Below are 13,303 nucleotides of genomic sequence, written 5' to 3'. Positions count from 1 at the left end.
GATCGTTATGGCAGTTCAATCTGTTTGTGATCAGTCGATTCCTTGTACAATACGATTGTTTTGCCAATGACTTGAACAAGCTCAGAGCCAGAACGTGATGCGAGCTCTTCTCCGATTTCACGCGGATCCTCCAAGCAGTTGTTCAATACAGAAACCTTCATTAATTCACGCTTCTCAATTGCATCTTCCACGTGACGAACAAGCTGATCATTCATACCGCCCTTGCCTACTTGGAAAATAGGCTGTAAATGATGTGCAAGAGAGCGGAGATAGCGTTTTTGTTTACCCGTTAGCATATAAGTTTAACCTGCCTTATCTATTCATAAATTATGTGATTGCGTATCGTCTGCCCACTGATGGCAAGACTCACACCATTGATCTGAAATTACTACTATATCACGATTTCCACTTCACTGCTTACAATTCAGCGTCTCCAGAACCTTCTGCCGCATCAATTCTGTCGGAGCCTTCATCCCTGTCCACAGCTCAAATGCAATGGCCCCTTGATGCACGAACATACCAAGGCCATTGTGAATACGGCATCCTTGTGCCTTGGCAGCTTGCAGCAGCGCTGTTTCCAGTGGATTATAGATGATGTCACTGACAAGCATATGAGATTGAAGCCATTCCTTGGCTACAGGCATCTCATCGATATGCGGGTGCATGCCGACCGAGGTCGTTTGAATCACAATATCGACGTCTTGCGGTGGAATAGCTGGTGTATCGTTTAGCATAACCGACCTTACCTTGCCGAATCCAGACAAGTCCTCCGCAAGCGCATGCGCGCGTTCTACTGTACGATTGGCGATGGTAAGCTCTTTACAGCCTTCTGCGAGAAGCGCATACGCGATACCACGAGCTGCGCCACCCGCCCCTATGATTACAATCCGGGAGGATGGAATATCTGCTTGCATCTCTTCCTGCAAGGAACGCACATATCCTAAACCATCCGTATTATACCCATATAGCTTGCCTTCACAGTGAACTATCGTATTGACTGCCCCAATGACTCGGGCGCTTTCATCAATCTCGTCCAAATATGCCATTACCTGCTCCTTATGCGGAATCGTAACGTTGACACCTCCGAATCCAAGCGCACGGATGCCAGCTACTGCATGCTCTAACTGCTCCGGCTTTACATGAAAAGCAGTATATACCCCGTTCACTTCCATCTCCTGCAAGGCTGCATTATGCATAAGCGGAGATTTGGAATGCGCAATCGGATCACCGATTACCGCATAAACCTTGGAGCTTGTATCCAAGTTCCGTACGATATTGTTCGAGTATGCTGCACCCTTAGCTGCCATCAAGCCCATCCCCCTACCTGTTGACGTTCTCTTCTCCCAAATTGCTAAATTAAGGAGTGGCGAGCAAGCACCTTGACTCCCTTAGGCGCATGAACTTCCACCAATGCGCCGGTTGTACCATTGCACTTAATCCAGCCTAAGCCGGAAATGAATACATCTGTCGCTCCTCCGCGTCCAATGCGGAACTGGTGCTTCGTCCATGCTGGAAGCTCGTCAATTCGTTCACGCGTCGGTGGAGCGAGCAATTCACCACGATGATCGCGGTAGAGCTCGTCCGCACGTTCAAGCTTCGTCCGATGGATCGGAAGATCATTGGACAAATAGCATGTGAAGGATTGACGTTCCCCTTCTACAAAGTCAAAACGAGCAAAAGCGCCAAAGAACAGCGTTTGCCCTTCATTCAATTGATATACGGCCGGCTTCAAAGATTTGTCCGGCAGCAGAGCAGACAAGTCCTCACGGCTAGCCAGCTCTGTTAAACGGCTCTTATAAACAATCCCCGGCGTATCAATAATATGCTTGCCGTCATCGAGTGGAATATGAATCATATCCAGGGTTGTACCCGGATAGCGCGAAGTGGTAAGCTCCCCGTCCAAATCACTATAGTCCCGAATCAAGCGATTAATTAACGTTGACTTCCCTACATTTGTAGCCCCAACGACATAAACATCGCGATCGCCGCGCCAATCAGCAACCTGTTCGATCAGACGATCGAAGCCAAGATTGCGCTTTGCGCTCACAAGTGCAATGTCCACGATCCGAATGCCGTGCTCCTTCGCTTGGCGCTGCACCCAATTGATCATGCGGTTCCAATTCGTTACCTTCGGCAGCAAATCGATCTTATTCACGACGAGCAATACTGGGTTATTCCCGACAAATCGCTGCAAACCGGAAATAATACTGCCGTCAAAGTCGAATAAATCGACGATATGAATAACGAGTGCGTCTTCTTCACCGATACGGCCTAACAAGCGAAGAAATTCATCTTGATCGAATGCGACGGATATTGCTTCATTGTAATTTTTTATTCGAAAGCAGCGCTGGCAAATTACAGGCGTCCGTTCCAACGCTTTTGCCGGCACGTAGCCGGATGCTTCCGGATTCTCAATTTGCAGTTCCGCACCGCAGCCGCTGCACTTCCGTGCCATTTGTTCTTCTGTCAATGTCGTTCCTCCTCGTGCCACAGTCCTTTTTTTCGTAATCGTTTCGTTACGATGCGTTCGACTCGCCGATTAATGCGCGTCATCCAACCTTCATCTTGAATCGCGATCGGATCAACTAATATCGTAAACATACCGATGCGGTTGCCTCCGAGCACATCGGTCAACATTTGATCTCCTACCACCACCGCTTGCTCAGGTGTCAGCCCCATCAGCTTCAATGCTTGATGAAAGGCCCGTTGCGAAGGCTTCCGTGCTGAATTCACAAACGGAATATTGAGCGGTGTTGCAAAACGGGAAACTCGCGGATGATCGTTATTTGACACGATCACCACTTGAAAACCCATTTGCTGGGCCTGTTCGAGCCAAGCCGATAATTCAGGCGTTGCCAAAGGTTCCTTCGCGCCGACAAGCGTATTATCCAAGTCTGTAATAATCCCCTTGTAACCTTGATTCTGTAGCTCTACAAGGTTAATGTCGTACACAGTACGAACCCGAAGACGGGGAATAAGCCTTTCCAACAAAGCGGTCACCTCGTTTTCATACGAAAAACTATACCATATTCTTTGTTTTTCGTGCAAAAAAAAGCCGTTCCTATGCGGAACGACTTTCATTTGTCACATATACTGGCATAATCTGAACATTTGAACGAACTTCCTAGTTAGCCGGAACGTTTATATGCGCGGATTGCGTCTTTCAGTTGTTGGACATCTGACTCGCTTACAGGTTGTCCGCCATACTTCGCCTGTTCGAACTTATTGACGATTATAGCAGCTGAGGGTCCTCTCTCCTCTTGCTGTTCCGACCATCTTCGTGCAGCTTCGCGCACCGTCTCGTGCGGCGCCTTGCGCATTCCCTTCCATCTGCAATAACTGAGCCACAGATCCGTATGCAAAATGATCTGTTCCTTATACGAAAGATTGCGCTTAAGCAGCCCGAAGAATCGAAGGGAGAAGCCTATCGTTCTCCATTTCCACAATAATAGTAGTAAAACTACCGCCGCCATGACGATAACGACCCACTTTGCCCCCTGAACAAGCCATACCGGAAGTGGAGCATCATGCTCCTCCTTCTTCATATCTGGCTTCTTCTCCTTTGGCGTCTCTTCCGGCTTCTCTTCTTCCTTCTTCTCTGGCTCAGGCATCTTCTCTTCCTGCTGTTGATAGCGCGGATAACTGAAGCCCGGTGTCGGCTCGAATGAAATCCAGCCGTATTCACCCATGTACACTTCCACCCAAGAATGAGCCTCTGCATTCGTCACCTTGTAAGTGCCGGCTCCGTTGTCATCCGATTGTTCCATCAGCTCATGGTTGGACACATTCTCGATCTGCCGAGTTCCTGGTGCATATCCCTTTACCCAGCGTGTAGGTATACCAACCGATCGAAGGAGAACCGCCATCGAGGTGGAAAAGTGATCGCAATATCCTTCCCTGATTTCGAACAGGAAGGCGTCAACAAAGTCCTCACTCTTGCGCAGCGATAAATTCGGTGCATTCGTATACAAGTACTGCTTGCGCAAATAGTCCTCTATCTTTTTCACCTTGTCAAAGTAATTCGTCTGACCCTCCGTTAAAGTCCGCGCCAAATCCTTTACACGCTGTGGAAGCGTGTCAGGGATCTGTAAATACTTTTGAAATCTTTCTTCTTGTACAGTGCCAAACAATTGCCGCGATGCCCTGCGCAAATCGTCGTCAGAAAACATCGGTACTCGTGACGTCAGTGCATAGCTTGTCGGATAGTGTCCCTTATTCGCATCCTCATACCCAACAACACCGTCTTCCTCATTCCAGCGCAATACGGCGTCATCAGCAGAGTTCATTTCTGCTACGGATTCGATTGCCCCTATGCCGAACAACACCGGATACGAATCCTTATTTTGCATCGTAATGGTTTGCTTCACCTTACGGGTTGGTACATGAGCAGCAGGCTTGTCCTCTATTGAGAGATGCTCTCCGGGTTGAAAAATGAAATTCCGATTCGGCACCTTCAGCCAGCCCTGTCCGGTATACTCTTCCTTTGTTTCTCCCCGCCAGTAGCCGCGCATTTCCGTATTTACGCTCATAACCGGCAAATAATCCATGTCAAAGCCATTGCCCAGCTCTAAATCGGAATGGCTGTAACCTGATGTGCTGGGACGAGAGCCCGTACCGCTTTCACTCCCCGTTACTCTTGACATGAGATCCGACATCGGATTATTTCCATCGCCATAACGGTTGTTCCAAGCAGTGTAGGGATCGGTCAACATTGGCTCTACTTCCGGTACACTGACTCCAACGGAAATAATCAATGAAATCACAAACACCGCTAGCAAGCCCATCTGAAGTGGATATCGTATTGACCCGCGCCATATGTTCGGATACTGTACTTTCATATTTTTATAATGAATGCAAATCAGCCATATGAGAGACGAGCCTACGATCCATGCTACCTGCATCCATAAATATTCGTCAGTAAACGAGTCAAGAAGGCCAAATAAAATGATTTGAACGAGCAGCCAAATAATAACGCGCGCCTTGCCTTGCAGAAGCATAATAAGGGTCTCACAGCACAGCCACAGCCCCAGCAGAAACCAAATATAAGGATGGAACTGAGTCAAACGATCCCACTTGCCGCCCCCATCTGTCCACAGATCGAACTGAATGAGGTACCGATATACGATATAGCACAAAGCAGGAAAAGCGATTATCAGTCTGCCCAGGAAACGAGCTGGAAACAACATGACCGCTCCCCATAAAACAATCATGAACACGCGTGACATTGCTAACGTTTCGTCATACCAATATGGCTCAAGCATAACAAGCCACTGCCAGCCCATTACAATCATGCAGGTCCATATTACTCGTTCCGTCCAATAAGAGAACAGCCACAATTGTATTCGATCTTCGGCCTTCTGCACCGTGGAGGTACGAGAGGTAGAAGAAAGTTCTGTCTTCATACTGCCCCACCTCCTAGAAGCTTCGGCAGTTCCTCCGCATGGATCAAGGGAATGTAGTGTAAACGCTGGGTTGCGAGCAAATGTACCAGCGATTGGCGGCTTTCGTTGTGTTCAATGCTTTTTTCGACAGGTACATGACCCTTTACATGAATAAAGCTTCCCGAACATCCGAACTTCGACAATGTCCTTGTATACAGCAGCACATCCGAGGTTGTATGACCACTGATAAAGGCGAGGGTCGATCCATGAAGCAGTGAAGCTTGTTCGGTAAGTGCTACGAGCAGCTTTTCGTTGTCTTCTGTTGATGCTGATTCCAATTGAACAGTCGACATCCATTTTTGGAATGAAGCAACGCCCGGCTGTGCCTGCTCGGCCGACCACCAGACGAGACGTACTCCGATTGCGGCCACATAAGTTGGACGTTGACACTGCGCCCCATATTGTACAAGGGAGGCCATCGCTGACACGGCAACCTCAAAGCGTTGTTCTGCCCCACTCTTATTGCCTTCATAAGAAGAAGCGCGGCAATCCAACACAAGCACAATTGGCGATGGCGACTCCGGATCGAATTGCCTCGTCTTCAGTGTTCCTGTCTTCGCTGTTGCATTCCAATGAATGCGAGATAGTTTGTCCCCGTATACATATTCACGCACACCATTCTGCTGCGAGGACTCTCTATGCCGCCGAACTGAGGAGGTCGCATGAGACCCTTGACCCGCCTGACGTTCAGCCAGTGTCCATCTCGGGATAGCAACGACAGATGGCGTAACATAGAAGGTTGAAGGAGCGTTCAACACCCCATTTTGCTCAAATAAGCCGAACAAATCTCGGGAGACGCATGATGTCGGAACAAATTCATAATAGCCTCTTGCCAAGGCTGGGGTTCGGTAGGTGATCGCTGCCGAACGTCCTGCTCCTAATGCGACCGCAGATTCTATTGTACTGTAGCTGATGCCGAAGCGATGAAGATCATCGTGGACAACGATGTAGGGGATCGGCATGAAGCCAGGCACGGTTACCTGTAGTGTAATGAACAACTGCGATTGGGCGGGAAAGTAAACCCCCGAGCCATCTCCTATCGCTCTTTGCCCCTGTACCTTGCGAATCCCGCCGAATAACACAACAATCCAATAGAACAGTAAAACAGTTGCCATAGCGAACAGCATGACAGATGTTTTGCCACCCTGAAATAAAAAGTAGAATAAGCACGATATGTACATAAGTGCTACAGCAGCTATAGTTCGCAGCCGAGATCCTTTAGACTTCCAGATGCGTTGCGATTTGTTCAACATAATTACGTCCCCAATCGAACGGGTACTCTAACGCGTTCTGTAACGCCATGTATAATTTGCTCTGCCGTAATGCCATCCATCTTGGCTTCCATTCGCAATACGATCCGGTGTGTTAATACGAAAGGCAGCAGTTCCTTTACATCATCAGGAGTTACGAAATTCCGTTCGTGAATCCAAGCTCTCGCCTTAGCCGCCTGCATTAATGCAACAGATGCGCGCGGACTCGCTCCGAGCAGGACATGCGCTTGTTCACGAGTCGCACGAATAATATCAATCATATAGGCCGCAACTGCATCATCGATATATATGCTGCGCACCTCCTCCTGCATCAATTTGATGGAGTCAATGTCCGTAACCTGCTCCGCTCTTTCCGAAGGCAGGCCTTCTGCGTGGCGAATCAGCATCGTACGTTCCGTCTGCTCATCCGGATAACCGAGCTTGAGCTTGAACATAAAGCGATCGAGCTGAGCTTCCGGGAGTACATATGTCCCCTCGAATTCGATCGGGTTCTGTGTTGCGAACATGACAAAAGGAGATGGCAGTGGAAAGGTTTCCCCATCTACCGTAATATGATGCTCCTCCATTGCTTCAAGCAGAGCTGATTGTGTCTTCGTGGTGGCGCGGTTTATTTCATCTACGAGCAATACGTTGGCCATAATCGGGCCTGGACGGTATACGAATTGTTGATCCTTGGGATGGAATACGAATACGCCTGTAATATCGGTAGGGAGCAAATCCGGATTACACTGAACACGGCGAAAAATTCCATTCATCGTACGAGCTAGCGATTTTACAAGCTGTGTCTTTCCCGTACCAGGAACATCTTCTATAAGTACATGCCCCCCAGCCAACATCGCCGTTAGCAGCAGTTCAATCTCGCGAGACTTTCCTAAAATACATCGTTCCAATGTCGCTTGCATCTTCCGCATAATGGAATGCAACGATTGGTAGGATGACATGGCAACGACCTCCTATTGGGTACCATTCTGTTGTCGTAAAATAGAAAAACTCCACATGATAACGTTTTATAACGTTACGTACATTTTTTCATTTTACACCATCCTAGGAAGAACGTACATGTCATCGCATTGTGGATCTTGCCAGATATTACGCCATTCGCGAACGAATGATTAGACAAAATGCACACAAAAAAGCCCTGTGACCATCCGAGATGGAATCAGAGCTTTCATGTTTTTTGCTTATAGAGTGTTGCGTTATCGTGCAGACGCTACCCCTTAGGTCGAATGACCAGCGCAGCTAAAAAGGAGAACACAATAGCAGCAGATATTCCTGCACTCGTTGTCTTGAACATGCCGCTGACAGGAGCTACCCATCCAGAAGACTTAATTTCCGTTAGAGCTCCGTGAACCAGTGAGTTGCCAAAGCTCGTAATCGGAACTGTCACGCCCGCTCCTGCGAAATTGATGAGCGGCTCATACCAGCCGAGCCCATCAATAATGGCCCCCGCCACAACAAGGATGGTCATCGTGTGCGCCGGGGTCAGCTTAGCGACATCGAACATCAGCTGACCAATGACACAGATTAACCCACCTATGATAAAAGCCCACACATAAATCATTTTGCTTCATCCCTTCATTTCAAGCGTAACCGCATGCGCTATACAAGGAATCGTCTCTCCTTGCTGATAGGAAAGCGGAGAGAGCAGCGCTCCAGTAGCTGCAACAAGCACTCTCTTCAGCTTCCGTGCGCGCAATTGCTTCATAATATGGCCATATGTAACGACTGCCGAACATCCGCATCCACTTCCTCCTGCTTGTACGGCCTGCTTGTTCAAGTCATATACCATAAGCCCGCAATCGCTGAAGTTAGTTCGCTCCATATGCAGCCCATTCTTTTGGAACAGGTCGTTTGCAATCGAGAGACCTATAGAAGCTAGGTCGCCTGTTAAAATAAGGTCATAGTCCTGTGGCTTACGATCCAAATCAATTAAATGTGTCTGTATCGTATCCACAGCGGCTGGTGCCATAGCTGCTCCCATATTGAACGGATCCTTTATTCCAAGATCTACAATCTTGCCAATTGTGGCCGCCGTTACTCTTGGCATGGAGGAATACCCCTTTTCGGGCTTGGCCACTACAGCCGCACCAGCACCCGTCACCGTATACTGCGCTGTTGGAGGCTTCTGGGATCCATACTCTGTCGGATATCGAAATTGCTTCTCTGCTGTACAGTTATGACTGCAGGTAGCCGCCATTACTTTATTCGCATTGCCCGAATCTACGAGTAAGGAAGCGACTGCAAGTGATTCCATCGAAGTTGAGCACGCACCGAACACACCAATGTAAGGGACACCTAACGAACGTGCAGCAAATGAGTTGCTTATAATTTGATTCAACAAATCTCCGCCGACAAAAAAATTCAACTCTTCCTGCGTAATATTGGAATTCACAATAGCAAGCTGTGTCGCCTGCTCCAATAGCTTGCGCTCGGCTTTCTCCCAGCTTTTTTCCTCCATATCAAGCGTATCATGTATATAATCAAAATCTGCCGCCAGCGGCCCTTGTCCCTCATCAGGCCCTACAACCGTCGCCGTGCCGATAATCGCTGGCTCACTCTGAAATCGCCATGTATGACGTCCAACTTGCATCCGAATCCTCCTTCCTAGTGCAAAGATGAAACATCAGGTCAATGCGAGAGCCCAAAGATCAAGTAGATCAATGCCACGAAAAAGGCGGCAACCGTACCAAACACAACTACAGAGCCTGCCAGTTTAAATATGTTCGCACCTACACCAAGCACGAGCCCTTCGCTGCGATGCTCCAGCGCTGCAGAGCACATGGAGTTGGCGAAGCCTGTTACAGGAACTGCCGTCCCTGCACCGGCCCACTGTGCGATTTTATCGTATACCCCGAGACATGTTAGAATGACGGATATGAGGATTAATGTGACGACTGTGGGATTCCCAGCTTCTTTCTCATTCATGCCCAAATACGTCATATATAGCTGTTGAATGCCTTGTCCAATTAAACAGATCGTACCGCCGACTAGGAACGCGCGAAGGCAATTTTTCCCTACCGTTCTTGATGGTTCCCGGCGGCTGGCGATTTGTTTATACTCTTGCTCAGAAAGCGTCCAATTGCCCGATTTCCATTTCGGCGTGCCGGATTTCGTAGATGACGCCATAAATCCACCTCCTCATCATACTTGTGTAGCATCATTTCATTTGCATCATCATTCCTACACAGTATTTGTATTTTGGACATGGAATATGTCATGCGTCACCTAACTTCGCTCAACAAGGCTACATCATCCGACGAACATGCAGCAGCAGCAAGCAAATGGCAAGCAGGATGAACAGAACAAGCACGATACAATGAAAAAATGGTGCCAACCCCTGAGATCCTATCGTCATCTCCTCCTTAACATGACCCGCTAATCCCCCATACAATACAATAGTGTATGCACCTTCTTATGATCTGTCACAGAAAAAGCAGCTAGCCAACACAAAAACGCCCTTCATCCCCCACAACACTGTAAGCTGCGGCATATGGGCTCAAAAGGCGCTTGTAGATACTTATATCTCTATTTATTTCGTAAAACGAAGAAGTCCGAACCGCTCAGGCATGTGGAAATTAACAGCCCCTGTTGGCGACCAAGCATCATAGCTTCGAGCGCCAAGCGTATCTTGATCGATACGGAACCAATTCACTCGATAGCAGCTCCCCAATTCTGGTGTCTTGGCCTTCAAGTCCTCAAAGGGAATTGCTAATTCATAAATTACCTGACGTTCTGGTACATTGACATACAAGACCGAGGTTCGAAGATGCTCTGCGTTCCACTCCGGATGGAAACCCTTCGGTTCCCCGGACAGGTTCGTAATATATGCATCAAACACAACATTATGAGGACTTACATTAAACTCATAGTAAGCACGCCCATCCCCGATCGTATCAAGGAAGCACTCCACAACATCTGCCTCATATAAAGGATCGTCCCGATCTGTATACGGACTGACAATGTTATCATCCTCACATTCAAATCGCATATATAATACCGCATCTGTCCAGCAAGCCCTTACCCTGGTTTTCTGACGCGGGGATGCTCCCGTTACCACATCGACAAGCTCCACCGAATCCGCCAAGCTCCAATCCGGCATACCGCTTTCCATATATGTACATTGATATTCTGGAAGCTGCGCCAAGCGTGGTGCTGCAGAGCTATTCCCTTGATGAACACCCGATACCATTAATAATCTCTCCTTATGTTCCATCTATAGTTGTCTTTGTAAAAATATAGTCTATAATCCCCATACTCTATTTAGTATAGCAAAATAAAGATAACTTACGTGATACATGAGGATAAATTTGCTTCCCAGTTATTTTATTTATTCATGTCAAAAGAGCCGCTAGGGTAGCCTGGCAGCTCTGCACTAATAACTATATGTTTAATTCCGTCCCTTAAATATGTCCTTTATTCTTATAAAACTCATGATACAGCTTCATCAGCGCCCGCTTTTCAATCCGTGACACATAAGAACGTGAAATGCCCAATTCCTTGGCAATCTCCCGCTGGGTGCGCTCATCGCCGCCCCCATCTAATCCGAAGCGGCCGCGGATCACTTCTTGCTCCCGCTCATCCAATATATCCAGGTTGCGATAAATTTTGCTTTTCTCGATCTTTAGTTGTACCTTATCGACCACCTCATCGCTTTCCGTGCCAAGGATATCGATCAGGGTGATTTCATTGCCTTCTTTGTCCGTTCCAATCGGATCATGCAGCGATACATCCTTGCGCGTCTTTTTCAAGGATCTTAAATGCATAAGGATCTCATTTTCAATACATCGAGCGGCGAAGGTAGCCAGCTTCGTCCCTTTGTTCGGCTGAAAGCTTTCAATTGCCTTAATCAATCCAATCGTACCGATCGAAATTAAATCCTCCAGATCCTCGCCCGTGTTATCAAATTTCTTCACAATATGGGCTACCAGCCTTAAATTATGTTCAACCAGCATATTTCTTGAATGGGCATTCCCTTCGGCCATTAAGCGCAAATGCTTCATTTCTTCTTCTTCCGCTAATGGTTGGGGGAACGCGTTATTTTTTACATAGGATACCAATAAAGAAATCTGCTTAATGAACATGGCGATCGACGACAAAAACCCAAGCATTACTCCACCTCCTAAGACGTAAACACCCTCATGGTTATCCGAATGAGAACGTTACATTCTATGTGGGCGGCTGCCTATGCGTGCCTGTACGGGGAAAAGAATATGGCGCAATGCAATTTAATTATTTCCCTTGGCTTACTCATTCATCTCCGGCACATAATTCCCTGACGACCATCAGGACTGATTCAAAAGGATCACAACGTGGAAATAACGCTCCGTCCATGGCTTTATTTTTGCGAAACATTAGTTCTTTTTGCTGTAGTCGAATGTAAACTTCACTGGCGTCGACATTCCCTCTATCCATAGATAGGCGTCGTCCGCTCCCTTTAGATTACCGGTAAGTTTGATCGTGAATTGGAAACTTCCCGTTTCCGAGCTTGTTATCTGGCCTTCGTACCGGTCTTTCCCTTTCGAATCGAGCACTTTCAAATTCACTTTGGACTTACTTCCGTTCATTACCTGGCCATCAATCGTTAATCTCCCTGCACCGACGTCTATCGTAGCTCTTGCGCCATCGATCAGAGTTACCGCATCGCCGCGCCGCATAAGATTATATACGCCAAATTCATAGAAGGAATATCCGTATTCCGTATTTTTTGAACGCCTTGGAATTTGACGTACCTGGCTTTGACTGGATCAAAATGAACGGTTTCTTTTCCGGCATGCGCAGTAATGATTTCGTCATTCCCCTTGATCACACTGATCCAATGCTGATTACCGTCGGAAACAAGGAGTTTGTAAGTTTTAGCCCGGGCATTCTCCCAGTCTATACTAGATTAATTTTCATACCGGTATTGTATAGATTAAGTATATTATCGATTGAATAATGGATTCATTCGACACTGAGTGGGGTGGGAATCATTTGTCCTCCCTCTTTCAGTAATACTAAAAGGGAAAGAAGAAACCCCAAGCGAGCGTTGATAACTCGTTTGGGGTAAATTCAGAAAAACTGATCATTAAGAAAAAATTTATTTATAGATCTTGATTAATTGCATCAGCTTTCTTTGTTTGAATGTTTATTAATCATTTCTAAGAATCCGTCTTCATTCAGATGTGTAGAATTAGTATACTCCCAAAGAAAATAAGGACTGAGAGATTCAACAACCTCTTTCCAAGTTTCACCTTGGTGCTTCGATAGGATTTGATTAATTGTTTCAGTAATCAATTCAAAATCTAACTTATTTAAAATGAAATGCCTCATACCCAAAATTATTTTAGTTTCGTTTCTTAATTCTCTTTCTAACGCTTTCGGAGTTATGATTGTAAAATCAAAAAAATCCTCACCATTAGAATCTTCTGTTCCGATACAAGCTGTACCAGATAAATAAAAATCATCCCCAATATCTTCTGTTTCTGTAAATTGTAATTTACCGTAAATATTAGGGTTTCCAGTAATGATAAGATCTTTCAGTATCGGCTTAATCAAGTTTTACACTCCTTAGAATCTGGTATCGTCTGTTACTCTACTTCAACGTGATAATTG

15 protein-coding genes are annotated in these 13,303 nt (G+C 46.8%); all 15 read right to left on the bottom strand.

The window, feature by feature from the left end; all coding sequences use genetic code 11:
• Positions 1-5 precede the first annotated feature (5 nt).
• The 15 genes from yhbY to NO352_RS03760 all read right to left on the bottom strand — a co-directional run bounded on the left by yhbY (position 6) and on the right by NO352_RS03760 (position 13,246).
• The gene (gene yhbY, locus NO352_RS03825; RefSeq protein ID WP_005547826.1) at positions 6-296 is read right to left on the bottom strand and encodes a ribosome assembly RNA-binding protein YhbY; all 291 of its coding nucleotides are present in this window, start codon (positions 294-296) and stop codon (positions 6-8) included.
• Between the two features lie 114 nt (positions 297-410).
• Positions 411-1,307 (bottom strand): shikimate dehydrogenase, encoded by an 897-nt coding sequence (gene aroE, locus NO352_RS03820; protein ID WP_289355172.1) that lies wholly within the window; start codon positions 1,305-1,307, stop codon positions 411-413.
• 44 nt (positions 1,308-1,351) lie between these two features.
• Positions 1,352-2,455 (bottom strand): ribosome biogenesis GTPase YqeH, encoded by a 1,104-nt coding sequence (gene yqeH / locus NO352_RS03815; protein ID WP_040736072.1) that lies wholly within the window; start codon positions 2,453-2,455, stop codon positions 1,352-1,354.
• 11 nt (positions 2,456-2,466) lie between these two features.
• Positions 2,467-2,991 (bottom strand): YqeG family HAD IIIA-type phosphatase, encoded by a 525-nt coding sequence (locus NO352_RS03810; RefSeq protein WP_289354940.1) that lies wholly within the window; start codon positions 2,989-2,991, stop codon positions 2,467-2,469.
• 137 nt (positions 2,992-3,128) lie between these two features.
• A complete protein-coding gene (locus tag NO352_RS03805) occupies positions 3,129-5,402 on the bottom strand; it encodes a transglutaminase TgpA family protein (RefSeq protein WP_289354939.1) in 2,274 nt (757 codons plus the stop codon).
• Entirely contained in the window at positions 5,399-6,694 is a 1,296-nt protein-coding gene (locus tag NO352_RS03800; protein WP_289354938.1) for a DUF58 domain-containing protein, read from the bottom strand. Before NO352_RS03800 ends, NO352_RS03805 begins: the two co-directional genes overlap by 4 nt.
• Before the next feature lie 2 nt (positions 6,695-6,696).
• Entirely contained in the window at positions 6,697-7,653 is a 957-nt protein-coding gene (locus NO352_RS03795; protein WP_289354937.1) for an AAA family ATPase, read from the bottom strand.
• 269 nt (positions 7,654-7,922) lie between these two features.
• Positions 7,923-8,273, bottom strand: coding sequence for a stage V sporulation protein AE (spoVAE, locus tag NO352_RS03790; RefSeq protein ID WP_005547813.1), 351 nt, complete (start codon positions 8,271-8,273; stop codon positions 7,923-7,925).
• Positions 8,274-8,279: 6 nt separating this feature from the next.
• Complete coding sequence (gene spoVAD / locus NO352_RS03785) at positions 8,280-9,302, bottom strand: stage V sporulation protein AD (protein WP_163975964.1); 1,023 nt, start codon at positions 9,300-9,302, stop codon at positions 8,280-8,282.
• A gap of 38 nt (positions 9,303-9,340) precedes the next feature.
• A complete protein-coding gene (spoVAC, locus tag NO352_RS03780) occupies positions 9,341-9,838 on the bottom strand; it encodes a stage V sporulation protein AC (protein WP_005547809.1) in 498 nt (165 codons plus the stop codon).
• Between the two features lie 403 nt (positions 9,839-10,241).
• Positions 10,242-10,901: a carbohydrate-binding family 9-like protein gene (locus tag NO352_RS03775; protein WP_289354936.1), complete on the bottom strand. Its 660-nt coding sequence runs from the start codon at positions 10,899-10,901 to the stop codon at positions 10,242-10,244.
• 211 nt (positions 10,902-11,112) lie between these two features.
• Positions 11,113-11,820 carry an RNA polymerase sporulation sigma factor SigK gene (sigK, locus tag NO352_RS03770; RefSeq protein ID WP_005547803.1) on the bottom strand — a complete coding sequence of 236 codons (708 nt, stop codon included), beginning with the start codon at positions 11,818-11,820 and terminating at the stop codon, positions 11,113-11,115.
• Between the two features lie 243 nt (positions 11,821-12,063).
• Positions 12,064-12,366, bottom strand: a complete 303-nt coding sequence (locus NO352_RS03765) for a hypothetical protein (protein WP_289354935.1) — start codon at positions 12,364-12,366, stop codon at positions 12,064-12,066.
• On the bottom strand, positions 12,345-12,590 hold the full coding sequence (locus NO352_RS25015) for a discoidin domain-containing protein (protein WP_353961226.1): 246 nt from the start codon (positions 12,588-12,590) through the stop codon (positions 12,345-12,347). Before NO352_RS25015 ends, NO352_RS03765 begins: the two co-directional genes overlap by 22 nt.
• Positions 12,591-12,814: 224 nt before the next feature.
• Positions 12,815-13,246: an Imm8 family immunity protein gene (locus NO352_RS03760; RefSeq protein WP_289354934.1), complete on the bottom strand. Its 432-nt coding sequence runs from the start codon at positions 13,244-13,246 to the stop codon at positions 12,815-12,817.
• Positions 13,247-13,303 lie beyond the last annotated feature (57 nt).

This window comes from Paenibacillus sp. S-12 (assembly GCF_030363895.1).
GTDB lineage: Bacteria > Bacillota > Bacilli > Paenibacillales > Paenibacillaceae > Paenibacillus_B > Paenibacillus_B alvei.
Note: the sequence above shows the minus strand (reverse complement) of the source record. Positions and strands in the feature narration are given on the sequence as shown.

Bases quoted from the DNA above. Each gene is read 5' to 3' on its own strand.
- yhbY (WP_005547826.1), bottom strand. From the start codon at position 296: ATGCTAACGGGTAAACAAAAACGCTATCTCCGCTCTCTTGCACATCAT.
- aroE (WP_289355172.1), bottom strand. From the start codon at position 1,307: ATGGCAGCTAAGGGTGCAGCATACTCGAACAATATCGTACGGAACTTG.
- yqeH (WP_040736072.1), bottom strand. From the start codon at position 2,455: ATGGCACGGAAGTGCAGCGGCTGCGGTGCGGAACTGCAAATTGAGAAT.
- NO352_RS03805 (WP_289354939.1), bottom strand. From the start codon at position 5,402: ATGAAGACAGAACTTTCTTCTACCTCTCGTACCTCCACGGTGCAGAAG.
- NO352_RS03800 (WP_289354938.1), bottom strand. From the start codon at position 6,694: ATGTTGAACAAATCGCAACGCATCTGGAAGTCTAAAGGATCTCGGCTG.
- NO352_RS03795 (WP_289354937.1), bottom strand. From the start codon at position 7,653: ATGTCATCCTACCAATCGTTGCATTCCATTATGCGGAAGATGCAAGCG.
- spoVAE (WP_005547813.1), bottom strand. From the start codon at position 8,273: ATGATTTATGTGTGGGCTTTTATCATAGGTGGGTTAATCTGTGTCATT.
- spoVAD (WP_163975964.1), bottom strand. From the start codon at position 9,302: ATGCAAGTTGGACGTCATACATGGCGATTTCAGAGTGAGCCAGCGATT.
- spoVAC (WP_005547809.1), bottom strand. From the start codon at position 9,838: ATGGCGTCATCTACGAAATCCGGCACGCCGAAATGGAAATCGGGCAAT.
- NO352_RS03775 (WP_289354936.1), bottom strand. From the start codon at position 10,901: ATGGTATCGGGTGTTCATCAAGGGAATAGCTCTGCAGCACCACGCTTG.
- sigK (WP_005547803.1), bottom strand. From the start codon at position 11,820: ATGCTTGGGTTTTTGTCGTCGATCGCCATGTTCATTAAGCAGATTTCT.
- NO352_RS03765 (WP_289354935.1), bottom strand. From the start codon at position 12,366: ATGCGGCGCGGCGATGCGGTAACTCTGATCGATGGCGCAAGAGCTACG.